This window comes from Dactylosporangium sp. NPDC006015, assembly GCF_040614215.1.
In the GTDB taxonomy this organism is placed as follows: Bacteria; Actinomycetota; Actinomycetes; order Mycobacteriales; family Micromonosporaceae; genus Dactylosporangium; species Dactylosporangium maewongense.
Map to the genome: position 1 here is coordinate 69,515 of NZ_JBEXUD010000005.1, position 25,086 is coordinate 94,600.

The 25,086-nt window shown below is 68.1% G+C and carries 29 protein-coding genes and 1 pseudogene; all 30 read left to right on the forward strand.

Annotation, left to right across the window (positions count from 1 at the left end; translation table 11 throughout):
* Positions 1-40 precede the first annotated feature (40 nt).
* The 30 genes and pseudogenes from ABZ321_RS10945 to rplR all read left to right on the forward strand — a co-directional run bounded on the left by ABZ321_RS10945 (position 41) and on the right by rplR (position 25,077).
* Complete coding sequence (locus tag ABZ321_RS10945) at positions 41-826, forward strand: ATP-binding cassette domain-containing protein (RefSeq protein ID WP_354890824.1); 786 nt, start codon at positions 41-43, stop codon at positions 824-826.
* Positions 823-1,512 (forward strand): hypothetical protein, encoded by a 690-nt coding sequence (locus ABZ321_RS10950; protein WP_354890825.1) that lies wholly within the window; start codon positions 823-825, stop codon positions 1,510-1,512. The genes ABZ321_RS10945 and ABZ321_RS10950 overlap by 4 nt, the downstream gene beginning before the upstream one ends.
* A gap of 247 nt (positions 1,513-1,759) precedes the next feature.
* On the forward strand, positions 1,760-2,323 hold the full coding sequence (gene rplJ / locus ABZ321_RS10955) for a 50S ribosomal protein L10 (RefSeq protein WP_344501844.1): 564 nt from the start codon (positions 1,760-1,762) through the stop codon (positions 2,321-2,323).
* Positions 2,324-2,365: 42 nt separating this feature from the next.
* On the forward strand, positions 2,366-2,749 hold the full coding sequence (gene rplL, locus ABZ321_RS10960) for a 50S ribosomal protein L7/L12 (protein WP_344501843.1): 384 nt from the start codon (positions 2,366-2,368) through the stop codon (positions 2,747-2,749).
* A 513-nt stretch (positions 2,750-3,262) separates the two neighbouring features.
* Positions 3,263-6,688: a DNA-directed RNA polymerase subunit beta gene (locus tag ABZ321_RS10965; protein ID WP_344501842.1), complete on the forward strand. Its 3,426-nt coding sequence runs from the start codon at positions 3,263-3,265 to the stop codon at positions 6,686-6,688.
* Positions 6,689-6,771: 83 nt separating this feature from the next.
* Positions 6,772-10,659, forward strand: a complete 3,888-nt coding sequence (locus ABZ321_RS10970) for a DNA-directed RNA polymerase subunit beta' (protein WP_344501841.1) — start codon at positions 6,772-6,774, stop codon at positions 10,657-10,659.
* A 76-nt stretch (positions 10,660-10,735) separates the two neighbouring features.
* On the forward strand, positions 10,736-11,071 hold the full coding sequence (locus ABZ321_RS10975) for a hypothetical protein (RefSeq protein WP_344501840.1): 336 nt from the start codon (positions 10,736-10,738) through the stop codon (positions 11,069-11,071).
* Position 11,072: 1 nt separating this feature from the next.
* Entirely contained in the window at positions 11,073-11,579 is a 507-nt protein-coding gene (locus ABZ321_RS10980) for a hypothetical protein (RefSeq protein WP_354890826.1), read from the forward strand.
* A 397-nt stretch (positions 11,580-11,976) separates the two neighbouring features.
* Positions 11,977-12,351: a 30S ribosomal protein S12 gene (rpsL, locus tag ABZ321_RS10985; protein WP_033357671.1), complete on the forward strand. Its 375-nt coding sequence runs from the start codon at positions 11,977-11,979 to the stop codon at positions 12,349-12,351.
* 1 nt (position 12,352) lies between these two features.
* Positions 12,353-12,823, forward strand: a complete 471-nt coding sequence (rpsG, locus tag ABZ321_RS10990; RefSeq protein ID WP_033357670.1) for a 30S ribosomal protein S7 — start codon at positions 12,353-12,355, stop codon at positions 12,821-12,823.
* 47 nt (positions 12,824-12,870) lie between these two features.
* On the forward strand, positions 12,871-14,970 hold the full coding sequence (gene fusA, locus ABZ321_RS10995) for an elongation factor G (RefSeq protein ID WP_344501838.1): 2,100 nt from the start codon (positions 12,871-12,873) through the stop codon (positions 14,968-14,970).
* Positions 14,971-15,100: 130 nt separating this feature from the next.
* On the forward strand, positions 15,101-16,294 hold the full coding sequence (gene tuf / locus ABZ321_RS11000; protein WP_344501837.1) for an elongation factor Tu: 1,194 nt from the start codon (positions 15,101-15,103) through the stop codon (positions 16,292-16,294).
* Between the two features lie 371 nt (positions 16,295-16,665).
* Complete coding sequence (rpsJ, locus tag ABZ321_RS11005) at positions 16,666-16,974, forward strand: 30S ribosomal protein S10 (protein WP_018347762.1); 309 nt, start codon at positions 16,666-16,668, stop codon at positions 16,972-16,974.
* An 11-nt stretch (positions 16,975-16,985) separates the two neighbouring features.
* Positions 16,986-17,657, forward strand: coding sequence for a 50S ribosomal protein L3 (gene rplC / locus ABZ321_RS11010; RefSeq protein WP_344501836.1), 672 nt, complete (start codon positions 16,986-16,988; stop codon positions 17,655-17,657).
* Positions 17,654-18,319 (forward strand): 50S ribosomal protein L4, encoded by a 666-nt coding sequence (gene rplD / locus ABZ321_RS11015; protein ID WP_354890827.1) that lies wholly within the window; start codon positions 17,654-17,656, stop codon positions 18,317-18,319. Before rplC ends, rplD begins: the two co-directional genes overlap by 4 nt.
* A gap of 2 nt (positions 18,320-18,321) precedes the next feature.
* Entirely contained in the window at positions 18,322-18,624 is a 303-nt protein-coding gene (gene rplW / locus ABZ321_RS11020; protein ID WP_203845079.1) for a 50S ribosomal protein L23, read from the forward strand.
* A 12-nt stretch (positions 18,625-18,636) separates the two neighbouring features.
* On the forward strand, positions 18,637-19,476 hold the full coding sequence (gene rplB, locus ABZ321_RS11025) for a 50S ribosomal protein L2 (RefSeq protein WP_344501834.1): 840 nt from the start codon (positions 18,637-18,639) through the stop codon (positions 19,474-19,476).
* A gap of 12 nt (positions 19,477-19,488) precedes the next feature.
* Positions 19,489-19,770, forward strand: a complete 282-nt coding sequence (gene rpsS / locus ABZ321_RS11030) for a 30S ribosomal protein S19 (RefSeq protein ID WP_203845081.1) — start codon at positions 19,489-19,491, stop codon at positions 19,768-19,770.
* A gap of 26 nt (positions 19,771-19,796) precedes the next feature.
* Positions 19,797-20,162: pseudogene (gene rplV / locus ABZ321_RS11035) on the forward strand (50S ribosomal protein L22); the annotation flags it as partial.
* Positions 20,163-20,335: 173 nt separating this feature from the next.
* Positions 20,336-21,181 (forward strand): 30S ribosomal protein S3, encoded by an 846-nt coding sequence (gene rpsC, locus ABZ321_RS11040; RefSeq protein ID WP_344501833.1) that lies wholly within the window; start codon positions 20,336-20,338, stop codon positions 21,179-21,181.
* A gap of 3 nt (positions 21,182-21,184) precedes the next feature.
* Positions 21,185-21,610 (forward strand): 50S ribosomal protein L16, encoded by a 426-nt coding sequence (rplP, locus tag ABZ321_RS11045; RefSeq protein WP_190249381.1) that lies wholly within the window; start codon positions 21,185-21,187, stop codon positions 21,608-21,610.
* Positions 21,610-21,849, forward strand: a complete 240-nt coding sequence (gene rpmC / locus ABZ321_RS11050; protein ID WP_344501832.1) for a 50S ribosomal protein L29 — start codon at positions 21,610-21,612, stop codon at positions 21,847-21,849. The genes rplP and rpmC overlap by 1 nt, the downstream gene beginning before the upstream one ends.
* Before the next feature lie 2 nt (positions 21,850-21,851).
* Positions 21,852-22,133 carry a 30S ribosomal protein S17 gene (gene rpsQ / locus ABZ321_RS11055; RefSeq protein ID WP_033357658.1) on the forward strand — a complete coding sequence of 94 codons (282 nt, stop codon included), beginning with the start codon at positions 21,852-21,854 and terminating at the stop codon, positions 22,131-22,133.
* A 76-nt stretch (positions 22,134-22,209) separates the two neighbouring features.
* A complete protein-coding gene (gene rplN / locus ABZ321_RS11060) occupies positions 22,210-22,578 on the forward strand; it encodes a 50S ribosomal protein L14 (RefSeq protein ID WP_033357657.1) in 369 nt (122 codons plus the stop codon).
* A gap of 2 nt (positions 22,579-22,580) precedes the next feature.
* Complete coding sequence (gene rplX, locus ABZ321_RS11065; protein WP_033357656.1) at positions 22,581-22,895, forward strand: 50S ribosomal protein L24; 315 nt, start codon at positions 22,581-22,583, stop codon at positions 22,893-22,895.
* A complete protein-coding gene (gene rplE, locus ABZ321_RS11070; RefSeq protein ID WP_344501831.1) occupies positions 22,895-23,458 on the forward strand; it encodes a 50S ribosomal protein L5 in 564 nt (187 codons plus the stop codon). The genes rplX and rplE overlap by 1 nt, the downstream gene beginning before the upstream one ends.
* A gap of 13 nt (positions 23,459-23,471) precedes the next feature.
* A complete protein-coding gene (locus ABZ321_RS11075) occupies positions 23,472-23,657 on the forward strand; it encodes a type Z 30S ribosomal protein S14 (protein ID WP_033342853.1) in 186 nt (61 codons plus the stop codon).
* 64 nt (positions 23,658-23,721) lie between these two features.
* Complete coding sequence (rpsH, locus tag ABZ321_RS11080; protein WP_344501830.1) at positions 23,722-24,129, forward strand: 30S ribosomal protein S8; 408 nt, start codon at positions 23,722-23,724, stop codon at positions 24,127-24,129.
* Positions 24,130-24,142: 13 nt separating this feature from the next.
* Entirely contained in the window at positions 24,143-24,685 is a 543-nt protein-coding gene (gene rplF / locus ABZ321_RS11085) for a 50S ribosomal protein L6 (RefSeq protein WP_344501829.1), read from the forward strand.
* Positions 24,686-24,693: 8 nt separating this feature from the next.
* Positions 24,694-25,077: a 50S ribosomal protein L18 gene (rplR, locus tag ABZ321_RS11090; protein ID WP_344501921.1), complete on the forward strand. Its 384-nt coding sequence runs from the start codon at positions 24,694-24,696 to the stop codon at positions 25,075-25,077.
* Positions 25,078-25,086 lie beyond the last annotated feature (9 nt).

Sequence of the window (25,086 nt, forward strand, 5' to 3'; positions counted from 1 at the left end):
GGGCATCCGAGGGTGCCCGCCGTCGTCTATGTTCGGGGGCGTGCAGTTCCACGACGTCTGGTTCCGGTACGCCCGTAATGCGGCGTGGACCCTGCAGCACGTCGACCTGGAGCTCGGTCCCGGCGAGACCGCGGTCGTGCTCGGCCCCAACGGTTCCGGCAAGTCGACTCTGCTCCAGCTCGCCGCCGGGGTGCTGAGGCCCGGCCGGGGCACGGTCTCCGGAAGGCGGCCGGTGGTGGGCTGGGTCCCGGAGCGGTTCCCCGCCGACCAGCCGTTCACCGCCCGCGCCTACCTGACGCACATGGCGGCGATCCGCGGAGCCGACAGCGCCGGCATCGACGAATGGGCCGAGCGCCTCAATTTCGTGGGGTTTCTCGATGTACGCCTGAGCCGCCTCTCCAAGGGCTCCGCCCAGAAGGTGGGCCTCGTCCAGGCACTGCTGGACCCGCCGGGCCTGCTGGTCCTCGACGAGCCGTGGGAGGGCCTCGACGCCGCGACCCGTGAACAGGTGCCGGCGATCGTCGCCGACGTGGTGGCCCGCGGCGGGTCGGTGCTCATCAGCGACCACCTCGGCGAGGTCGCCCGCCTGCCGGGGGCCCGCCGCTGGCACGTCCGCGACGGCCGGGTGAGCGAAGCCGATGGCCGGGTGGGCGAAGACAGCCGGGTGGGCGAAGACGGCCGGAAGGGCGTGACCGGCCCCCGGGGCGAGCGCCCCGCCGCCAGGCGCATCATCGAGCTCGCCGTCGCGGCGACGCACGCGGACCGGGCGGTGGCGAGGCTGCGCGCCGACGGGTTCGACGTCCTCGGCGTCCGGGAGGAGCGGTGACCGCCCTGGTCAGGATGCGGCTCGCGGGCTTCGTCCAGACGGGCCGGGCCGCCGCGCCGCTGCTGGCCGCCCTGGTCGTGCTGTCCATCCTGTACGGCGGCGGGCAGTCCCAGGCCGGCGAGGCCTACGGGGTGTCCGCGGCCGTGCTGTTCGGGGTCCTGGCCTGGCAGACGAAGCTCCTGCTCGACGTGGAGCCCGACGTGCAGCGGCGGATCGGCAGGGTCGCGCTCGGCGCCGGCCGGGAGACCGCCGCGGGGGTCGCCGCGGCGCTGGTCGCCGCCCTGCCGGTGATCCTGGTCGCGATGATCCTGCCGTGGCTCGTCGGTGGCGTCACCGGACCGCAGAAGGTCGGCGACCCGCCGCTGGGGGAGGGCATCGCGCTCGGCCTGTGGGCGCACCTGCTGCTGCTCCTGCCCGCCGTCGGCCTCGGCGCCCTGGCCAGCCGCGCGGTGTCCGGGCAGGCGGCCCGCGGCCTGGCGATCCTCGTCGGCGGCGTGGTCATGGCGGTCGTGCTCGGCCTGAAGAGCTCGCCGGCGCCGTGGCTGGCCCCGCCGCTGATGACCACCGCCCGCGACACCGTCGGCGGTGCCGACCTGACCGCCGTCGCCGTCACCACCGGCTGGGGCGTCGTGTGGGCCGCGCTCGCCGTCGCCGCCTACGCCCACCTGCGGCGGACCAGGCCGTAGACGCGCCGCGATTTGGTTGCGCACGGCGAGTCAAGTACAGTTTCCATCGAAACCCGAAGACCGCTGGTCATGTCCGCGTGAGTGGACATCGAAGGCCCTGTGTCAACGCAGGCGACCCGCGCAGGGCCGGACAAGCGTTGCCGACACATGTCGCTCCGCCCCGTGCGCCCCTGCGCCCGGGGCGTTTTTCGTTGCCGCGAGTGCGCCCGAGAGCGTGGCCAGCACCGTAGCAAGAGAGAGGAGGGACATGGCGGACAAGCCGGTTCGAGACGACAAGGCCACCGCGGTCGCGGAGCTCACCGAGAGCTTCCGGGGCTCGACGGCCACCGTGCTGACCGAGTACCGCGGCCTGACCGTGGCGCAGCTCAAGACCCTGCGCCGCAGCCTGGGCCGCGAGACCACGTACGCCGTCGCGAAGAACACGCTCGCGAAGCGTGCCGCGACGGACGCGGGCATCAGCGGGCTCGACGATTTGTTCTCCGGTCCTACCGCGCTCGCTTTCGTCTCCGGCGACCCGGTCGAGGCGGCGAAGAGCCTTCGTGAGTTCGCGAAGGCCCACCCGCTGCTCGTCATCAAGGGCGGCGTTTTCGAGGGCAAGGCCATCAGCGCGGACGAGGTCCGTCGCCTGGCCGACCTGGAGTCCCGTGAGGTGCTGCTGGCCAAGCTGGCCGGCGCGATGAAGGGCAGCCTGTCCAAGGCCGCGTCGCTGTTCCAGGCGCCGCTGTCCAAGGCCGCCCGCACCATCCAGGCTCTCGCCGACAAGCAGGACTCCGGCAGCGCGCAGGAAGCCGGCAGCGACGCGGCCGAATAGGCCCGCGCGCTCCACATCACTTTTTTCGAAAGGAACGCCAACATGGCGAAGCTGAGCACCGCCGAACTCCTCGACGCGTTCAAGGAGATGACCCTGATCGAGCTCTCCGAGTTCGTGAAGGAGTTCGAGACCACGTTCGACGTCACCGCTGCCGCGCCGGTCATGATGGGTGGCGGCGGCGCCGCTGCCGCTCCGGTCGAGGAGAAGGAAGAGCAGTCGGAGTTCGACGTCGTCCTCGAGGGCGACGGCGGCAAGAAGATCCAGGTCATCAAGGTCGTGCGCGAGCTGACCGGCCTGGGCCTGAAGGAGGCGAAGGACCTCGTCGAGGCCGCGCCGAAGGCCGTCCTCGAGAAGGCCAACAAGGAGACCGCGGACAAGGCCAAGGCCAAGCTCGAGGCCGAGGGCGCCAAGGTTACCCTCAAGTAACTTGCACCACAGCGGGGCGGTCGCCGGGAAACCGGCGGCCGCCCTTTGTGTGTAAGGACCCAAGATCTAGGGGTGGCCACCACAACACCTTGTGATCGGAGTGCGAGATTTCCGTCACGGTGGCCCGACGCGCGTGGGAACCCTTGACGCGATGACCTGGTGGCAGGCACGCTAATCAGGCACTGCCTTCCGCGGACGCGGCGGCCGGTGGCCCGACAGATGTGCCCCGATCCTTCTTGGGTCTGGTTCAGCGCACATCGACCGATGAGCCCCAGGCCTCGACCGACGCGAGCGGCTCGGCCGGTGGAACAGCGATCTTCAAAAAAGATCGTTGAAACATCGTGCACGGGGCCGCTCGACAGCGGTTAGCCTTTCGGCTACACTGCTAGTTTGCGCTGTCTTCTGACTTCACCTCTGGCGTGGAGTGCCTCTTCGTGGGCACTTTGCATCGGGGGTCGTCAGGCTGCACGCAAAACGGCCTGTCTGCACCACCGGTCCTCGGAAGGACGCATCTTGGCAGCTTCCCGCCCTGCGAAGACCAGTTCGAGCGCATACGCTCCCCGCCGGGTCTCCTTCGGCAGGATCACCGAACACCTTGAGGTTCCCAACCTCCTTGCCATCCAAACCGACTCGTTCGACTGGTTGGTTGGCAACGAGAAGTGGCAGAGCCGCTCGGCCGGTGATCCGCACGCCCGTTCCGGGCTGGCGGAGATCCTCGATGAAATCAGTCCCATTGAGGACTTCTCCGGCACGATGTCCCTGTCGTTCTCCGCGCCCCGCTTCGACGAGGTCAAGGCTCCCATGGAGGAGTGCAAGGAGAAGGACCTCACCTACTGCGCGCCGCTGTTCGTGACGGCGGAGTTCACCAACCACACCACTGGCGAGATCAAGAGCCAGACGGTGTTCATGGGTGACTTCCCGATGATGACGCCCAAGGGCACCTTCATCATCAACGGCACCGAGCGCGTCGTGGTGAGCCAGCTCGTCCGGTCGCCGGGCGTGTACTTCGACAAGCAGCCGGACAAGACCTCCGACCGCGACCTCACCAGCGTCAAGGTCATCCCGAGCCGGGGTGCCTGGCTGGAGTTCGACATCGACAAGCGCGACACCGTCGGTGTCCGCATCGACCGCAAGCGCCGGCAGGCCGTCTCCGTCCTGCTCAAGGCCATCGGTTGGTCCGCCGAGCGCATCCGTGAGAAGTTCGGCTGGTCCGAGCTCATGATGACGACGCTCGAGAAGGACCACATCGCCGGCCAGGACGAGGCCCTGCTAGACATCTACCGCAAGCTCCGCCCCGGCGAGCCGCCGACGCGTGAGAACGCGCAGACCCTCCTCGACAACCTCTTCTTCAACCCGAAGCGATACGACGTCGCCAAGGTCGGTCGATACAAGTTCAACAAGAAGCTCGAGTTGGACCTCCCGATCAACCAGGGTGTGCTGACGGAAGAGGACGTCGTCGCCACGGTCGAGTACCTCTGCCGCCTGCACACGGGCGAAGAGGGCTACGAGGCCGACGACATCGACCACTTCGGCAACCGGCGCCTGCGCACGGTCGGCGAGCTCATCCAGAACCAGGTCCGCGTCGGCCTGTCCCGGATGGAGCGCGTCGTCCGCGAGCGCATGACGACGCAGGACGTCGAGGCGATCACGCCGCAGACCCTGATCAACATCCGTCCCGTCGTGGCGGCGATCAAGGAGTTCTTCGGCACGTCGCAGCTGTCGCAGTTCATGGACCAGACCAACCCCCTCGCGGGCCTGACCCACCGCCGGCGCCTCAGCGCGCTCGGCCCGGGCGGTCTGTCGCGTGAGCGGGCCGGCTTCGAGGTCCGCGACGTGCACCCGTCGCACTACGGCCGCATGTGCCCGATCGAGACCCCTGAAGGTCCCAACATCGGTCTCATCGGCGCGCTCTCGACGTTCGCGCGGGTCAACCCGTTCGGCTTCGTCGAGACGCCGTACCGGAAGGTTGTCGACGGCCGGGTCACCGACCAGATCGACTACCTGACCGCCGACGAGGAGGACCGGTTCGTCAAGGCGCAGGCCAACGCTCCGCTCAAGAGCGACGGCAACTTCGCCGAGGACCGCATCCTCGTCCGCCGGAAGGGCGGTGAGGTCGACAACGTCCCCGCCGACCAGGTCGACTATATGGACGTGTCGCCGCGGCAGATGACCTCGGTCGCCACCGCGATGATCCCGTTCCTCGAGCACGACGACGCCAACCGTGCACTCATGGGCGCCAACATGCAGCGCCAGGCGGTGCCGCTGGTCAAGGCCGAGGCCCCGCTCGTCGGCACCGGCATGGAGTACCGTGCCGCCGTCGACGCCGGTGACGTGGTCGTGGCCGAGGTCGCCGGCGTGGTCGAGGACATGTGCGCCGACTACGTCACGATCCACCAGGACGACGGCCACCGCCGGACCTACCTGCTGCACAAGTTCCGCCGCTCCAACTCCGGCTCCTGCGTCAACCAGAAGCCGGTGATCTTCGAGGGCGACCGGGTCGAGGCGGGGCAGGTCATCGCCGACGGTCCGTGCACCGACGAGGGCGAGATGGCGCTCGGGCGCAACCTGCTCGTGGCGTTCATGCCCTGGGAGGGTCACAACTACGAAGACGCCATCATCCTGTCCCAGAAGCTGGTGCAGAACGACGTCCTCACCTCGATCCACATCGAGGAGCACGAGGTCGACGCGCGCGACACCAAGCTGGGGCCGGAGGAGATCACCCGCGACATCCCGAACGTCAGCGAGGAGATGCTCGCCGACCTCGACGAGCGGGGGATCATCCGGATCGGCGCCGAGGTCGTGACCGGCGACATCCTGGTCGGCAAGGTCACCCCCAAGGGTGAGACCGAGCTGACCCCGGAGGAGCGCCTGCTCCGCGCGATCTTCGGCGAGAAGGCCCGCGAGGTGCGCGACACCAGCCTCAAGGTGCCGCACGGCGAGACCGGCACGGTCATCGGCGTGCGCACGTTCAGCCGGGAGGACGGCGACGAGCTGTCCCCGGGCGTCAACGAGCTGGTGCGCGTCTACGTGGCCCAGAAGCGGAAGATCCAGGACGGCGACAAGCTCGCCGGCCGCCACGGCAACAAGGGCGTCATCTCGAAGATCCTCCCGGTCGAGGACATGCCGTTCCTCGAGGACGGCACCCCGGTCGACATCGTGCTCAACCCGCTCGGCGTGCCGAGCCGGATGAACATCGGCCAGGTCCTGGAGACCCACCTGGGGTGGGTGGCCAAGACAGGCTGGAAGATCGACGGTGACGACACCGAGTGGAAGCGGGCGCTGAAGGCCATCAACGCGGGGGAGTCCGAGCCGGACACCAACGTCGCGACCCCGGTCTTCGACGGCGCCAAGGAGGAAGAGATCGCCGGCCTGATGAGCAGCACGCTGCCCAACCGGGACGGCAACCAGCTCATCGGTGCCAGCGGCAAGGCACGGCTGTTCGACGGCCGCTCCGGTGAGCCGCTGCCGGACCCGATCGCGGTGGGCTACATCTACATCCTCAAGCTCAACCACCTGGTGGACGACAAGATCCACGCCCGTTCCACCGGCCCGTACTCGATGATCACGCAGCAGCCGCTGGGTGGTAAGGCGCAGTTCGGTGGTCAGCGCTTCGGTGAGATGGAGTGCTGGGCGATGCAGGCCTACGGCGCCGCCTACGCGCTGCAGGAGCTGCTGACGATCAAGTCCGACGACGTCCTCGGACGCGTCAAGGTCTACGAGGCGATCGTCAAGGGCGAGAACATCCCGGAGCCGGGCATCCCGGAGTCCTTCAAGGTGCTCCTCAAGGAGCTGCAGTCGCTGTGCCTGAACGTCGAGGTGCTCTCCAGCGACGGCGTGGCCCTCGAGATGCGCGAGACGGACGACGAGGTGTTCCGCGCCGCCGAGGAACTCGGCATCGACCTCTCCCGGCGTGAGCCGAGCAGCGTCGAGGAAGTTTGATCCGTGGGCGGGCGCCCCGCGAAGGCGCCCGCTCCACGACCTAGCAATTACCCGAGCAACTGAATCGTGAGGACATAGACGAAGTGCTCGACGTCAACTACTTCGACGAACTGCGCATCGGTCTGGCCACTGCCGACGACATCCGCCAGTGGTCGCATGGCGAGGTCAAGAAGCCCGAGACGATCAACTACCGCACCCTGAAGCCGGAAAAGGACGGGCTCTTCTGCGAGAAGATCTTCGGTCCGACCCGGGACTGGGAGTGCTACTGCGGCAAGTACAAGCGGGTCCGGTTCAAGGGCATCATCTGTGAGCGCTGCGGCGTCGAGGTGACCCGTGCCAAGGTCCGCCGCGAGCGCATGGGCCACATCGAGCTCGCCGCCCCGGTCACGCACATCTGGTACTTCAAGGGCGTGCCCAGCCGGCTCGGCTACCTGCTCGACCTGGCGCCGAAGGACCTCGAGAAGATCATCTACTTCGCGTCGTACGTGATCACGAGCGTCGACAAGGAGGCCCGCCACCGCGACCTCGCCACCCTCGAGAACGAGGTCTCGGCGGAGAAGCGCCAGGCGGAGAACGCCCGCGACTCGGAGATCGAGAAGCGCGCCGCCAAGCTGGAGCAGGACCTGGCCGAGCTCGAGGCCGAGGGCGCGAAGGCCGACGTGCGCCGCAAGGTCAAGGAGTCCGGCGAGCGCGAGATGCGCCAGATGCGGGACCGCGCGCAGCGTGAGATCGACCGTCTCGACGAGGTCATGGACACGTTCCGCAAGCTGGACCGCAAGAACCTCATCACCGACGAGCTGCTCTACCGCGAGCTGCGCGACCGGTTCGGTGAGTACTTCACCGGCGCCATGGGTGCCGAGGCGATCAAGGCGCTGCTGGAGAACCTGGACCTCGACGACGAGGCCGAGTCGCTGCGCGAGACCATCCGCAGCGGCAAGGGCCAGCGCAAGATCCGGGCCCTCAAGCGCCTCAAGGTCGTCGCGGCGTTCCTCAACACCGCCAACTCGCCGCTGGGCATGGTCCTGGACTGCGTCCCGGTCATCCCGCCGGACCTGCGTCCGATGGTGCAGCTCGACGGTGGCCGGTTCGCCACCAGCGACCTCAACGACCTGTACCGGCGCGTGATCAACCGCAACAACCGGCTCAAGCGCCTGATCGACCTGGGTGCCCCGGAGATCATCGTCAACAACGAGAAGCGGATGCTGCAGGAGGCCGTCGACGCGCTGTTCGACAACGGCCGCCGCGGTCGTCCCGTCACCGGCCCGGGCAACCGGCCGCTGAAGTCGCTGTCCGACATGCTCAAGGGCAAGCAGGGTCGCTTCCGTCAGAACCTGCTGGGCAAGCGCGTCGACTACTCCGGCCGTTCGGTCATCGTCGTCGGCCCGCAGCTCAAGCTGCACCAGTGCGGCCTGCCGAAGCAGATGGCGCTGGAGCTGTTCAAGCCGTTCGTGATGAAGCGCCTGGTGGACCTCAACCACGCGCAGAACATCAAGTCGGCCAAGCGCATGGTCGAGCGTCAGCGTCCGGTCGTGTGGGACGTGCTGGAGGAGGTCATCGCGGAGCACCCGGTGCTGCTCAACCGCGCGCCGACCCTGCACCGCCTGGGCATCCAGGCCTTCGAGCCGCAGCTGGTCGAGGGCAAGGCCATCCAGATCCACCCGCTCGTCTGCACCGCCTTCAACGCCGACTTCGACGGCGACCAGATGGCCGTGCACGTGCCGCTGTCCGCGGAGGCGCAGGCCGAGGCCCGCATCCTCATGCTGTCCAGCAACAACATCCTCAAGCCGGCCGACGGCAAGCCGGTCACCATGCCCACCCAGGACATGGTCATCGGCCTGTACCACCTGACGCACATCCAGAAGGGCCTGACGGGCGAGGGGCGCACCTTCAGCTCCGACGCCGAGGCGCGGATGGCGTTCGACAACGGCGAGCTGCACCTGCAGGCACCGGTGAAGATCCGGCTCCGGGGCATCATCGGGGTCGACAACGGCGCCTCCGGCCAGCCGTGGGAGGCCCCCGAGGGCTGGCAGTCCGGCGACACGGTCACGGTCGAGACGACCCTCGGCCGGGTGCTCTTCAACGAGACGCTCCCGGTGGGGTACCGCTTCGTCAACTACGAGATCCGCAAGGGTCAGCTGTCGGCGATCGTCAACGACCTCGCCGAGCGCTTCCCGAAGGTCTCCCTCGCGGCGACCCTGGACGCGCTCAAGCTTGCCGGCTTCCACTGGGCCACCTGGTCCGGCGTCACCATCGGCATGGAAGACGTCATCCAGCCGCCTCGCAAGCGCGAGATCCTCGAGCGCTACGAGAAGGAGGCCGAGCGGATCGACAAGCAGTACCAGCGCGGTCTCATGACGGCCGAGGAGCGCCGCGGCGAGCTCATCGAGATCTGGACCAAGGCGACCGGTGAGGTCGCCAAGGAGATGGAAAGCGCGCTGCCGCAGGAGAACCCGCTGTGGAAGATGATCAACTCGGGCGCCCGCGGTAACCTGCTCCAGCTCCGCCAGATCGCCGCGATCCGTGGCCTGGTGGCCAACCCGAAGGGTGAGATCATCCCGCGGCCGATCAAGGCCAGCTACCGGGAGGGTCTGTCCGTGCTGGAGTACTTCATCTCCACGCACGGTGCCCGTAAGGGTCTGGCCGACACCGCGCTGCGGACCGCCGACTCGGGTTACCTGACCCGTCGTCTGGTCGACGTGTCGCAGGACGTCATCATCCGCGAGGAGGACTGCGGCACCGACCGCGCCATCCCGATGACGGTCGGTGAGCTGCACGACGGCGTCATGCGCATCCACCAGCACGCGGAGACGGGCGTGCACGCCCGTACCCTCGCCGACGACGTCCGTGACAAGGACGGCAAGCTCGTCGCCGAGCGTGGCACGGACATCAACTCGATCACGGTCGACCTGCTGGTCGCCGCCGGGACCGAGACCGTCCGCGTCCGTAGCGTGCTCACCTGCGAGTCGAAGCTCGGCGTCTGCGGCGCCTGCTACGGCCGGTCGCTGCCCACGGGCAAGACCGTCGACGTCGGCGAGGCGGTCGGCATCATCGCCGCCCAGTCGATCGGTGAGCCGGGCACGCAGCTGACGATGCGTACCTTCCACACCGGTGGTGTCGCGGGTGAGGACATCACCCAGGGTCTGCCCCGTGTGCAGGAGATCTTCGAGGCCCGCGTGCCGAAGGGTAAGGCGCCCATCGCCGACACCCCCGGTCGCGTGCGCATCGAGGACGGCGAGCGGATGCGGAAGATCATCATCGTGCCGGACGACGGCAGCGAGGAGATCGTCCACGACAAGCTCAGCCGGCGCGTCAAGCTGCGCTACCAGGACGGCGAGCACGTCGAGGTCGGTGAGAAGCTCACCGAGGGCACGATCGACCCGCACGAGCTGCTGCGCATCATGGGTCCCCGGGCGGTCCAGGTCCACCTGACGTCCGAGGTCCAGGAGGTGTACCGCTCGCAGGGCGTGCTCATCCACGACAAGCACATCGAGATCATCATCCGGCAGATGCTCAAGCGGGTCACGGTCATCGACTCCGGCTCCACCGAGTTCCTGCCCGGTGTGCTGGTCGACCGTGCGCTCTTCGAGGCGGAGAACCGTCGCGTCGTCGCCGAAGGCGGCGAGCCGGCGGCCGGCCGTCCCGTGCTCATGGGTATCACCAAGGCGTCCCTCGCGACGGAGTCGTGGCTGTCCGCGGCCTCGTTCCAGGAGACGACCCGGGTGCTGACCGACGCGGCGATCCACGCGCGCAGCGACTCGCTGATCGGTCTGAAGGAGAACGTCATCATCGGCAAGCTCATCCCGGCCGGTACGGGCATCAGCAAGTACCGCAGCATCCGGGTCGAGCCGACCGAGGAGGCGAAGGCGAAGGTCTACTCGATGACCGGCTACCCGGAGGCCGACTACGGCTTCGGCCCGGCCAGCGGGCAGGCGGTCCCCCTGGACGACTTCGACCTGGGCTCCTTCCGCTAAGCACCACCGGACGACGAAGAGGGCGGGGACCCCACGGGGCCCCGCCCTCTTCCCGTGGACCGGATAGGCTCGGGTGGTGACGTCCTCGACGCGCCATCCGCTCGACCCCGACCCGGTCCGCGCCACCAAGGCCTCGGCCGTGTTCGGGCTGGGCCTGCTGTCGGTGGTGACCGGGCCGTTCCTCGGCGGGGCGATCCCGGCGACCCTGGCGCTGATGATGGCCCGGCAGTCGCACCGCGAGCTGGTGGCCGCGGAGGGCTTCCTGCTGGGCGCCAGGAGGCTCCGCAACGGCGTGCGGCTCGCCTGGACCGGCATCGTGCTGTCGATCGCCACGCTGGTCGTCCTGGCGATCCTGGGCCTGCTGGCCTATGCCCGGGGCCGCGGCACGGACTTCGACCCGCTGGTGAACTGACGTGACCTACCCCTACCAGCACCAGCCGCCCCACCAGCCCCAGCAGCCCTACCAGCCCCACCAGCCCCACCAGCCCTACCAGCACCAGCAGCCGGCCCAGCCCGTCGCGCAGCAGGGCATGCGGATCGACGTCGTCCAGGGGACCCCCTTCGGGGTGGCCTACCCCCTCGTTCAGGCGACCCCGAGCGGCCCCGCCATCGGCAGCCTCGTCGCCGGCATCGCATCGGTCTTCGTCGGCCTGTTCGTGGGCTGCCTCGGCCTGCTCGGCGCGCCCGAGGGGTGGGGCCCGCTCGCCGGCGGCGCGTTCACCGTGCTGGCCGTGTTTCTCGGCCTCGGCGCGATCGGCCTCGGCGTCTTCGGCATGCGCCAGGTCCGCCAGGCGGGCCGGCTGGTCAGCGGCCGCGGGATGGCGATCACCGGGGTGGTGCTGGGCTCCACCGGCGCGGGCGTCGGCGTGCTGTCCCTGTTGCTGGCCTTTGTGGCCGCGGCCACCTCTACGAGCCCATGAGAGCCCATGAGAGCCCATGAGAGCCCGTGAGCGCCCGCGAGAGCGCCGCTGACCGGCCCTGACGCCGAGAACGCGACCCCCGGGACGGACGGATCAGACACCAGGTACTCTTGGTGTGAAGAGTGTTCCGTCATGGGGCCGAGCCGTCGATTTTGACCAGCGTCCTCACGGTGGGTACTCTTTCCCCTCGTGCCCGGCTTTGCCGGGCAACTCGTGCGTGCGTCCACAACGGCCCGCCTCCGCGGGTTGAGGGTGGACGCAAACCGCGAAACCCGGTTGGCACTTCTTGGACCGGGTTCGCGCGGCGGGCGACACGCCCGACCGCGGGTGCCGGTCACGCCGTGGAGACAGCGAAGAAGAAGACGTGCGGCCGCGAGGCCGAAGGGAGACAGGCCCAGTGCCTACGATCCAGCAGCTGGTCCGCAAGGGCCGCCAGGCGAAGCTGAGCAAGACCAAGACGCCGGCGCTCAAGGGCAGCCCGCAGCGGCGTGGCGTCTGCACGCGTGTGTACACCACCACGCCGAAGAAGCCGAACTCGGCCCTGCGCAAGGTGGCCCGCGTGCGACTGAGCAACGGTATCGAGGTGACGGCCTACATCCCCGGTGTCGGTCACAACCTTCAGGAGCACTCGATCGTGCTGGTCCGTGGTGGCCGTGTGAAGGACCTCCCCGGCGTCCGGTACAAGATCATTCGTGGTTCGCTGGACACCCAGGGTGTCCGCAACCGCAAGCAGGCTCGCAGCCGGTACGGCGCGAAGAAGGAGAAGAGCTGACATGCCGCGTAAAGGCCCCGCGCCGCGCCGGCCCCTGGTGGCGGACCCGGTCTACAACTCCCTGCTCGTCACCCAGCTGATCAACAAGATCCTGGTCGAGGGCAAGCGTCAGCTCGCCGAGCGCGTTGTCTACAGCGCTCTCGAGGGTTGCCGGGAGAAGTCGGGCACGGACCCCGTCGTCACGCTGAAGCGCGCGATGGACAACGTCAAGCCGACCCTCGAGGTCCGCAGCCGCCGCGTCGGTGGCGCGACCTACCAGGTGCCGGTCGAGGTGCGCCCTCCCCGGGCGACGACGTTGGGCCTGCGCTGGCTGGTCACCTACTCGCGCGCCCGTCGTGAGAAGACCATGGTGGAGCGGCTCATGAACGAGCTGCTCGACGCCAGCAACGGGCTCGGTGCTTCGGTGAAGCGCCGCGAGGACACCCACAAGATGGCGGAGTCCAACAAGGCCTTCGCGCACTACCGCTGGTAAGCGACGCTTTACCAAGCAATCCGACGAGAGCGAAGTAGGGATTCGAAGTGGCTGCCGTAGACGCTGCCCTCGCCAAGGTCCGCAATATCGGCATCATGGCGCACATCGACGCCGGTAAGACGACGACGACCGAGCGCATCCTCTTCTACACCGGCATCACGTACAAGATCGGTGAGGTCCACGAGGGCGCAGCCGTCATGGACTGGATGGAGCAGGAGCAGGAGCGGGGCATCACCATCACCTCCGCCGCCACGAAGTGCGAGTGGAAGGGCCACGTCATCCAGATCATCGACACGCCCGGCCACGTCGACTTCACGGTCGAGGTCGAGCGGTCGCTGCGGGTCCTGGACGGTGCCGTGGCGGTCTACGACGGCGTCGCCGGCGTGGAGCCGCAGACCGAGAACGTCTGGCGGCAGGCCGACAAGTACAACGTCCCGCGTATGTGCTTCGTCAACAAGCTGGACCGCACCGGTGCCGACTTCTTCCGCTGCGTGCAGATGATGGTCGACCGGCTCAACGCGACCCCGCTGGTGCTGCAGATCCCGATCGGTCTGGAAGGCGACCACATCGGCGTCGTCGACCTGCTGGAGATGCGCGCGCTGACGTGGCGCGGCGAGACCCAGAAGGGTGACGACTACGCCATCGAGGAGATCCCCGCGGATCTCGTCGACCAGGCCAACGAGTACCGGGACAAGCTCCTGGAGACGCTGTCCGAGACCGACGACGACATCATGGTCCGCTACCTGGACGGTGAGACGTTCGACGTCAAGGAGCTCAAGGCCGCGATCCGCCGGGCGACCATCGCCGGCAAGCTCAACCCGGTCGTCTGCGGTTCGGCGTTCAAGAACAAGGGCGTCCAGCCCATGCTCGACGCCGTCGTGGAGTTCCTGCCGTCGCCGCTGGACATCCCGGCCGTCGAGGGCGTGGCGACCGACGGCGAGACGCCGCTGCTGCGCAAGCCGTCCAACAGCGAGCCGTTCTCCGGCCTGGCCTTCAAGATCCAGACGGACAAGCACCTCGGCAAGCTCACCTACGTGCGCATCTACTCCGGCACGCTCGAGTCCGGCTCCCAGGTGGTCAACTCCACCAAGGACCGCAAGGAGCGGATCGGCAAGATCTACCAGATGCACGCGAACAAGCGTGAGGAGCGCCCAAGCGCTCAGGCGGGTGACATCATCGCCGTGCAGGGTCTCAAGCAGACCACCACGGGTGACACCCTCTGCGACCCGGCCCACCCGGTCATCCTCGAGTCGATGACCTTCCCGGAGCCGGTCATCCAGGTCGCCATCGAGCCGAAGAGCAAGGCCGACCAGGAGAAGCTGGGCACCGCCATCCAGCGGCTGGCCGAGGAGGACCCGACCTTCCGCGTCAAGAACGACGAGGAGACCGGGCAGACCATCATCGCCGGCATGGGCGAGCTGCACCTGGACATCCTGGTCGACCGGATGCGCCGCGAGTTCAGCGTCGAGGCCAACATCGGCAAGCCGCAGGTGGCCTACCGCGAGACCATCAAGGGCATCGTCGACAAGATCGACTATGTGCACAAGAAGCAGACCGGTGGCTCGGGTCAGTACGCGAAGGTCATCGTCAAGCTCGAGCCGCTCGAGGTGACGGCGGACGGCCCGACGTACGAGTTCGTCAACGCGGTCTCGGGCGGTCGCATCCCGAAGGAGTTCATCCCTTCGGTCGACGCCGGCGCCCAGGACGCGATGCAGTACGGCGTGCTCGCGGGCTACCCGATGGTGGGCGTGAAGCTGACGCTGCTCGACGGGCAGTACCACGAGGTCGACTCGTCGGAAATGGCGTTCAAGATCGCTGGTTCGATGGTGATGAAGGAGGCGGCCCGCAAGGCTACCCCCGCTCTCCTCGAGCCGTTGATGGCCGTCGAGGTCACCACCCCGGAAGAGAACATGGGTGACGTGATCGGCGACCTCAACTCCCGGCGTGGCACCATCCAGGCGATGGAGGAGCGCGGCGGTGCCCGTGTCGTCCGCGCCACGGTGCCGTTGTCGGAGATGTTCGGCTACGTCGGCGACCTGCGGTCGAAGACCCAGGGCCGGGCGAGCTACTCGATGCAGTTCGACTCCTACGCCGAGGTTCCCGCGAACGTCGCCAAGGAGATCATCGCGAAGGCGACCGGGGAGTAGTTCCCGGTCCGCGGCCGCGAGGCTGCATCAGCGGGCCTGAAGGCTTCAGCCGCCAGACCCAAGTCGACAGGGTGCGTCGACGCTTCAGGCGTCGACGCACCGCGAACCAGAAGTCCACAGGAGGACACCAGTGGCGAAGGCGAAGTTCGAGCGGACTAAGCCGCACGTCAACATCGGCACCATCGGTCACATCGACCACGGGAAGACGACGCTGACGGCGGCCATTACCAAGGTGCTCCACGACCGCATGCCGGACGTGAACCCCTACACCCCGTTCGACGAGATCGACAAGGCGCCGGAGGAGAAGGCCCGCGGCATCACGATCTCGATCGCGCACGTCGAGTACCAGACCGAAGCCCGGCACTACGCCCACGTTGACTGCCCGGGCCACGCCGACTACATCAAGAACATGATCACCGGTGCCGCGCAGATGGACGGCGCGATCCTGGTGGTCGCGGCGACCGACGGCCCGATGCCGCAGACCCGCGAGCACGTGCTGCTGGCCCGCCAGGTCGGCGTCCCCTACATCGTGGTGGCGCTGAACAAGAGCGACATGGTCGAGGACGAGGAGCTCCTGGAGCTCGTCGAGCTCGAGGTCCGTGAGCTCCTGTCGAGCCAGGAGTTCCCCGGCGACGACGCGCCGGTCGTGCGCGTCTCGGCCCTGAAGGCCCTCGAGGGCGACCCGAAGTGGTCGGACGCCCTCATGGAGCTCATGGGCGCCGTGGACAGCGCGATCCCGCAGCCCGAGCGTGAGACCGAGAAGCCGTTCCTCATGCCCGTCGAGGACGTCTTCACGATCACCGGTCGTGGCACCGTCGTCACCGGTCGTGTCGAGCGTGGCATCCTCAAGCCGAACGAGGAAGTCGAGATCGTCGGCATCAAGGCCAAGTCGATGAAGACCACCTGCACCGCCATCGAGATGTTCCGCAAGATCCTCGACGAGGCGCGCGCCGGTGAGAACGTCGGCCTGCTCCTGCGTGGTATCAAGCGCGAGGACGTCGAGCGCGGCATGGTCGTGGTGAAGCCGGGTAGCAACACCCCGCACACCGAGTTCGAGGCGACCGTCTACATCCTCTCCAAGGAGGAGGGTGGCCGGCACACCCCGTTCTTCCAGAACTACCGTCCGCAGTTCTACTTCCGCACCACGGACGTCACCGGCGTCGTCACGCTGCCCGAGGGCACCGAGATGGTCATGCCCGGCGACAACACCGGCATGACCGTGCAGCTCATCCAGCCGATCGCCATGGAGGAGAACCTCCGCTTCGCGATCCGCGAGGGTGGCCGCACCGTCGGCGCCGGCCGTGTGACGAAGATCCTCAAGTAAGGACCTGAAGCACCCCGATTTCACTTTGTCGCAAGTCATGCGGCATAATGGTCGGGTTGCGTCGCGGGGCGGTCGAGACTGCTCTATATCCAGCTGTCACGCCATATCGGCAGCTCTGAGAAGTCTCGACCGCTTCCGCGCGGCGTCAGTCCAAGCGGCTGGCGCTCACCTCCGCGAACCGGGCGTGGCACGCCCTGGGGTAGGTCTCCTGAGCCACCAGCGGTCCTGCGAAGGACGTCGGCGGCGGAGCCTGGCCCTTGGCCGCGACACGCCCGACCGCGGGGGTCGGACAAACCAAATAGGCGGCACCGGACCCTTCGGGGTTCCGCGAGGTCGAGAGACCTCGCATGAGAGAGGGAACTGAAGCCACCATGGCGGGACAGAAGATCCGCATCCGGCTCAAGGCCTACGACCACGAGGTCGTCGACTCCTCGGCGCGGAAGATCGTCGAGACGGTCACGCGCACCGGGGCTCAGGTCGCTGGGCCGGTGCCGCTGCCCACTGAGATCAACCGCTACTGCGTGATCCGCTCGCCGCACAAGTACAAGGACTCGCGCGAGCACTTCGAGATGCGCACGCACAAGCGTCTGATCGACATCATCGACCCGACCCCGAAGACGGTTGACTCGCTCATGCGGCTCGACCTGCCGGCTGGTGTCGACATCGAGATCAAGCTGTAGGGACCGGACTTATGGACAGGCAAGTCAAGGGCATCCTGGGTGAGAAGCTCGGCATGACCCAGATCTGGGACAACGGCAAGGTCGTCCCGGTGACTGTGGTGCAGGCCGGCCCGTGCGTCGTGACCCAGGTGCGCACGGCTGACAACGACGGCTACTCCGCGGTCCAGCTCGCGTGGGGCCAGATCGACCCGCGCAAGGTCAACAAGCCGCGGTCGGGCCACTTCGCCAAGGCGGACGTCGCTCCCCGTCGGCACGTCGTCGAGCTGCGGACCAGCGACGCCGGCGAATACTCGCTCGGCCAGGAGATCACCGCGGACCTCTTCGCCGCCGGCCAGCGGATCGACGTCACCGGCCGGACCAAGGGCAAGGGCTACGCCGGTGTCATGAAGCGGCACGGCTTCCACGGCCTCCGCGCGAGCCACGGTGTCGAGCGCAAGCACCGCTCGCCCGGCTCCATCGGCGCCTGCGCGACCCCGGGTCGCGTCTTCAAGGGCGTGAAGATGGCCGGTCGCATGGGTGGGGCGCGCTTCACCGTGCAGAACCTGACCGTCCAGGCGGTCGAGCTGGAGCAGGGCCTGATCCTCATCAAGGGTGCGGTCCCCGGTCCGAAGGGCAGCCTCGTGCTGCTGCGGAGCGCCGCCAAGGTTGCGGTGAAGGCGCAGAAAGGTGGGATCACCAAGTGACCACCGTTGACATCAAGACGGCAGACGGCGCCACCAACGGCACCGTCGAGCTGCCGGACGACATCTTCGACGCGCAGGCCAGCATCCCGCTGCTGCACCAGGTCGTCGTCGCGCAGCTCGCCGCGGCCCGCCAGGGCACGCACAAGGTCAAGACCCGCGGGGAGGTGTCCGGCGGCGGCAAGAAGCCCTACAAGCAGAAGGGCACCGGCCGTGCCCGCCAGGGCTCGATCCGCGCGCCGCAGTTCACCGGCGGTGGCGTCACGCACGGCCCCGTGCCGCGTGACTACACCCAGCGGGTGAACAAGAAGATGAAGGCCGCCGCCCTGCGTGGCGCGCTCTCCGACCGGGCCCGCGAGGGTCGCATCCACGTCGTGGAGAACTTCATCAGCGGCGACACCCCGAAGACCAAGGACGCCCTGAAGGTGCTGCGCGGCATCACCGACGCGCGCCGGGTCCTCGTGGTCCTCCCGCGCGACGACGAGGCCAACTGGCTGAGCCTGCGCAACGAGCAGTCGGTGCACCTCCTGGTCGCCGACCAGCTCAACACGCACGACGTGCTCCTCGCCGACCAGGTCATCTTCACGACCGCGGCGCTGGACGAGTTCCTCGGCGTGCCGGCCGCCGGCGCTGCCGACGCCGCCGAGACCACCGAGGAGGCCTGATCATGGCGACGATCGCCGATCCACGCGACGTGATCATCCAGCCGGTGGTCTCTGAGAAGAGCTACAGCGAGCTCAACCGCAACTGGTACACGTTCCTGGTGCACCCGGACGCGAACAAGACCGAGATCAAGATCGCGATTCAGCAGATCTTCAACGTCCGCGTCCTGTCGGTCAACACCATCAACCGCGAAGGCAAGCGCAAGCGGACCCGCACTGGCTGGGGCAAGCGCAAGGACACGAAGCGGGCGATGGTCAAGCTCGCCGACGGTGACCGGATCGAAGCCTTCGGCGGACCGGTCAGCTGAGGGGTATAGACGATGGCTATCCGTAAATACAAGCCGACGACCCCGGGTCGTCGTGGTTCGAGCGTCGCCGACTTCGCCGAGATCACCCGATCGACGCCCGAGAAGTCGCTCCTCGTTCCGCTGCCCAGCAAGGGCGGACGCAACGTCCACGGCCGCGTCACCGCGCGCCACCAGGGCGGCGGCCACAAGCGTCAGTACCGGCTGATCGACTTCCGCCGGGCGGACAAGGACGGCATCCCCGCCAAGGTCGCGCACATCGAGTACGACCCCAACCGCACCGCGCGCATCGCGCTGCTGCACTACGCCGACGGCGAGAAGCGGTACATCATCGCGCCGAAGGACCTGAAGCAGGGCGACCGCGTCGAGGCCGGGGCCGGCGCCGACATCAAGCCGGGCAACAACCTCCCGCTGCGCAACATCCCGGTCGGCACCACCGTGCACGCGGTGGAGCTGCGCCCGGGCGGCGGCGCGAAGCTGGCCCGCTCGGCCGGCGTGGGCATCCAGCTGCTGGGCCGTGAGGGCCAGTACGCGACGCTGCGCATGCCGTCCGGCGAGATCCGGCGCGTCGAGGTCACCTGCCGGGCGACCGTCGGCGAGATCGGCAACGCCGACCAGTCGAACATCAACTGGGGCAAGGCCGGCCGCATGCGCTGGAAGGGCAAGCGCCCGACCGTCCGTGGTGTCGCCATGAACCCCATCGACCACCCGCACGGTGGTGGTGAGGGTAAGACCTCGGGTGGTCGCCACCCGGTCAACCCGAAGGGCAAGCCGGAGGGCCGCACGCGGCGCAAGGGCCAGCCGAGCGACCGACTCATCGTCCGTAGGCGTTACGCCACCCGGAAGCGCGGCTAAGGAGCCTGAGCAATGCCTCGCAGCCTCAAGAAGGGCCCGTTCGTCGACGACCACCTCATCAAGAAGGTGGAAGTCCAGAACGCCAAGAACTCCAAGAACGTCATCAAGACCTGGTCGCGCCGGTCGACGATCATCCCCGACATGCTCGGGCACACGATCGCCGTCCACGACGGGCGTAAGCACGTTCCCGTCTTCGTGACGGAGGCGATGGTCGGGCACAAGCTCGGCGAGTTCGCGCTGACCCGCACGTTCAAGGGTCACGAGAAGGACGACCGGAAGAGCCGCCGCCGCTAAGGCAGCCAACTAAAGGGGATTTCCCAATGCCAACGAAAGCAGCGGCGGCGCTGCCCGGTGCCCGGGCGATCGCGCGCCATGTGCGCGTGTCGCCCATGAAGGCCCGCCGGGTGGTGAACCTCGTCCGCGGCCTGCCCGCGCGCGACGCACTGACGGTGCTGCAGTTCGCCCCGCAGTCGGCGAGCGAGCCGGTCTACAAGGTGCTGGCGAGCGCCATCGCCAACGCAGAGAACAACGAGCGGCTCGACCCGGACTCGCTCCTGGTCGCCGAGGCGTACGTCGACGAGGGCCCGACGCTCAAGCGGTTCCGTCCGCGGGCGCAGGGTCGCGCGTACCGGATCCGCAAGCGGACCAGCCACATCACCATCGTGGTCGAGAGTGTCCCCGCCGCCCAGGCCCGCGCGGCCAAGGCCGGCGTGGCGAAGGCGACCAAGGCGGCGAAGGCCGTGACGCCGGAGACCGACGAGACCGACGAGGTCGAGGCGCCCGTGGCGAAGAAGGCCGCTCCGGCGAAGAAGGCCACGAAGGCGACGCCGAAGGCTGACGCCGAGGAAGGGACCGAGTAATGGGTCAGAAGGTTCACCCGCACGGGTTCCGGCTCGGCATCAGCACCGACTGGAAGTCCCGCTGGTACGCCGACAAGCTCTACAAGGACTACATCGCCGAGGACGTCAAGATCCGTCGGATGATGTCCAAGGGCCTTGAGCGCGCCGGCATCGCCAAGGTCGACATCGAGCGCACCCGCGACCGGGTCCGCGTGGACATCCACACGGCCCGCCCGGGCATCGTCATCGGCCGCAAAGGCGCCGAGGCCGACCGCATCCGCAACGAGCTCGAGAAGCTGACCGGCAAGCAGGTGCAGCTCAACATCCTTGAGGTGAAGAGCCCCGAGTCGGACGCGCAGCTCGTCGCGCAGGGCGTGGCCGAGCAGCTGTCCAGCCGGGTCAGCTTCCGCCGTGCGATGCGCAAGGCGATGCAGTCCGCGATGAAGAACACGCTCGTCAAGGGCATCCGGGTGCAGGTCTCCGGCCGCCTCGGCGGCGCCGAGATGAGCCGCACGGAGTTCTACCGTGAGGGTCGTGTTCCGCTGCACTCGCTGCGGGCCAACATCGAGTACGGCTTCTTCGAGGCCCGTACCACCTTCGGCCGCATCGGCGTGAAGGTCTGGATCTACAAGGGCGACGCCGTCCCGGGTCGCGAGGCGCCGGCCGAGGCCGCCGCTCCGCGCGGTGGCCGTCGCGAGCGCACCGACCGGCCCGAGCGGCCGCGTCGCGGGCGCTCCGGCTCCTCCGGCACGACCGCCGGTGGCACCGAGGCCGGCCGGGCCGCCGCTGCGGCGCAGGCCGCCGAGGTGACGCCCGACGCGGCCCCGGCGGAGTCCGCTCCGGCAGAGACGCCTCAGGAGGGCTGACGAATGCTGATCCCTCGTAAGCCCCCGAAGGGCTTCCGCAAGCCGCACCACCCGGACCGTCACGGTCCGGCCAAGGGCGGCACCCGCGTGGTCTTCGGTGAGTTCGGTATCCAGGCCCTCGAGCCCGCGTACATCACGAACCGCCAGATCGAGGCGGCCCGTATCGCCATGACCCGGCACATCCGTCGTGGCGGCAAGGTCTGGATCACGATCTTCCCGGACCGCTCCATCACCAAGAAGCCGGCCGAGACCCGCATGGGTTCCGGCAAGGGCTCCCCCGAGTGGTGGGTGGCCAACATCAAGCCGGGCCGGATCCTGTTCGAGATGTCGTTCCCGAACGAGCAGATCGCCCGCGAGGCAATGCGCCGCGCGATCCACAAGCTTCCGTTGAAGTGCCGGATCGTCACGCGTGAAGGGGCTGATGTCTGATGGCCGCCGGAATCAAGGCGACCGAGCTGCGCGAGCTGTCCGACGAGAGTCTGGTCGAGAAGCTCCGGGAAGCGAAGGCGGAGCTGTTCAACCTCCGCGTCCAGTCGGCCACCGGCCAGCTGGACAACCACGGGCGGTTGCAGATCATCCGCAAGGACATCGCCCGGATCTACACGATCATGCGCGAGCGTGAGCTGGGTCTCTCAGCCGCGCCCGACGCTGTGGCTGAGGTGGCATGAGCATGAGCGAGCAGACGACCGAGAGCACCGAGGTGCGCGGCCGCCGCAAGGTCCGCGAGGGCCTCGTGGTCAGCGACAAGATGAACAAGACCGTCGTCGTGGCGGTCGAGGACCAGGTCAAGCACCCGCTGTACGGCAAGGTCATGCGCCGCACCAACAAGCTCAAGGCGCACGACGAGCAGAACGCGTGTGGTATCGGCGACCGGGTGCTGCTCATGGAGACCCGGCCGCTGTCCGCCACCAAGCGCTGGCGGGTCGTGGAGATCCTCGAAAAGGCCAAGTAAGGCCGTCGTTCCGCCAAGCTCGGCACCGGCCCTCGAAGCGCCGGTGCCGAGAACTGGCAGACATTAGGAGACAAGCGTGATTCAGCAGGAGTCGCGGCTGCGCGTCGCCGACAACACGGGTGCCCGGGAGATCCTGTGCATCCGTGTGCTCGGTGGCTCGGGTCGCCGCTATGCAGGCATCGGCGACATCATCGTGGCCACCGTGAAGGACGCCATCCCGGGCGCCGGCGTGAAGAAGGGCGACGTGGTCAAGGCCGTCGTCGTCCGGACCACCAAGGAACGGCGCCGGCCGGACGGGTCCTACATCCGGTTCGACGAGAACGCCGCCGTGATCATCAAGGACGGCGGTGACCCCCGTGGTACCCGCATCTTCGGCCCGGTCGGGCGTGAGCTCCGGGACAAGCGTTTCATGAAGATCATCTCGCTCGCGCCGGAGGTGTTGTAACCATGAAGGTCAAAAAGGGCGACACCGTCCTGGTCATCGCGGGCAAGGACAAGGGCACCCGAGGCAAGGTCCTCACCGCCCTCCCGCGCGAGGACAAGGTCATCGTCGAGGGCGTGAACCGCGTCAAGAAGCACACCCGGATCCGCACCACCCAGCGTGGTTCGAAGACCGGTGGCATCGTGACCCAGGAAGCCGCCATCCACGTGTCCAACGTGATGGTGATCGACTCGGACAACAAGCCGACCCGCGTCGGTGCCCGCATCGACGAGGACGGCGTCAAGACCCGCACGTCGCGTCGCTCCGGTAAGGATCTGTGATGACGACGGTCGACAAGGTGAACCCGCGCCTCAAGCAGCGCTACCGCGACGAGATCGCCGGCAAGCTGCAGGAGCAGTTCAAGTACGCCAACGTGATGCAGATCCCGGGCGTCGTCAAGGTCGTCGTCAACATGGGTGTCGGCGAGGCGGCCCGCGACTCGAAGCTGATCGACGGCGCGGTCCGCGACCTGGCCACGATCACCGGCCAGAAGCCGCAGATCCGTCGCGCCACCAAGTCCATCGCGCAGTTCAAGCTGCGTGAGGGCATGCCGATCGGCGCGAAGGTCACCCTCCGCAACGACCGGATGTGGGAGTTCCTCGACCGGCTGCTGTCGATCGCATTGCCGCGTATCCGCGACTTCCGCGGTCTCGACGGGCGCAAGCTCGACGGCAACGGCAACTACACCTTCGGTCTCACCGAGCAGTCGGTGTTCCACGAGATCGACCAGGACCGCATCGACCGGCCGCGAGGGATGGACATCACCGTGGTCACCACCGCTCGCACGGACGAGGAAGGTCGCGCGCTGCTCAAGCTGCTCGGCTTCCCCTTCCGTGAGAACTAGGGAGAACTGACCAATGGCGAAGAAGGCCCTCATCCTCAAGGCCGCCGCGAAGCCCAAGTTCGCGGTCCGCGCTTACACCCGCTGCCAGCGCTGCGGCCGGCCCAAGGCCGTGTACCGGAAGTTCGGGCTGTGCCGCGTGTGCATCCGTGAGATGGCGCACCGCGGCGAGCTGCCCGGCGTCTCCAAGGCCTCCTGGTAAACCTCCTTCGCCGTAGGCCCGCCCACAGCGGCGAGGAACCGCGGCGAGAAAGGCTGACAAAGCAATGACCATGACCGACCCGATCGCAGACATGCTGACGCGTCTGCGCAACGCCAACCAGGCGTACCACGACCGGGTGTCGATGCCCTACTCGAAGATCAAGGCGAACATCGCCGAGGTGCTCAAGTCCGAGGGCTACGTGTCCTCGTGGCAGGTTCAGGAGCCGGACGAGGGCAAGGTCGGCAAGACGCTGATCGTTGAACTCAAGTACGGCCAGAGCCGTGAGCGCAGCCTCGCCGGCATCCGCCGCGTCTCGAAGCCCGGTCTCCGGGTGTACGCGAAGTCGGTGGAGATGCCGCGCGTGCTCGGTGGCCTCGGTGTGGCCATCATCTCGACGTCCCAAGGGCTGCTCACCGACCGGCAGGCCCGCAAGCGAGGGGTGGGCGGGGAAGTCCTCGCCTACGTCTGGTAAGGGAGAGCCTTCAATGTCTCGAATCGGACGTAAGCCCATCGCGGTGCCCGCCGGCGTTGACCTGCGGGTCGACGGTCAGGTCGTCACCGTCAAGGGACCCAAGGGCGAGCTGAACCACACGATCGCCGAGCCCATCACGCTGGAGAAGGCCGAGGACGGCTCCTTCAGCGTCGTGCGCCCCAATGACGAGCGCAAGGCCAAGGAGCTGCACGGCCTGACCCGCACGCTCATCGCGAACATGGTCATCGGCGTGACCGAGGGCTACCGCAAGAGCCTCGAGATCGCCGGCACCGGTTACCGCGTCACCGCGAAGGGCGCCGACCTGGAGTTCGCGCTCGGGTTCTCCCACCCCGTGCTCGTGACGCCCCCCGCGGGCATCACGTTCACCGTCGAGCGGCCGACGCTGTTCCACATCGCCGGCATCGACAAGCAGCAGGTGGGCGAGGTCGCCGCCAACATCCGCAAGATCCGTCCGCCGGAGCCGTACAAGGGCAAGGGCGTGAAGTACCAGGGCGAGGTCATCCGCCGTAAGGCTGGAAAGGCAGGCAAGAAGTGAGCGCCACGCTGCTCAAGCGCCGCAACGCAGGCGGCACCGCCGCGGCGCGCCGAGTCGGGCGCGCACGCCGGCACTTCCGCATCCGCAAGCACGTCAGTGGCACCGCCGAGCGTCCGCGCCTGGTCGTCACCCGCACGCTGCGGAACATCACGGCGCAGATCGTCGACGACCTCAAGGGCCACACGCTGGCCTCGGCGTCGACGCTCGACGCGAGCATCCGCGGCACCGACGGCGACAAGAAGGCGCTGGCCACCAAGGTCGGCACCCTCCTCGCCGAGCGGGCGAAGGCCGCGGGTGTCGGCAAGGTCGTCTTCGACCGTGGCGGAAACCGTTACGCCGGCCGCATCGCGGCCCTGGCTGACGCCGCCCGCGAAGCCGGACTCGAATTCTAGGAAAGGGAA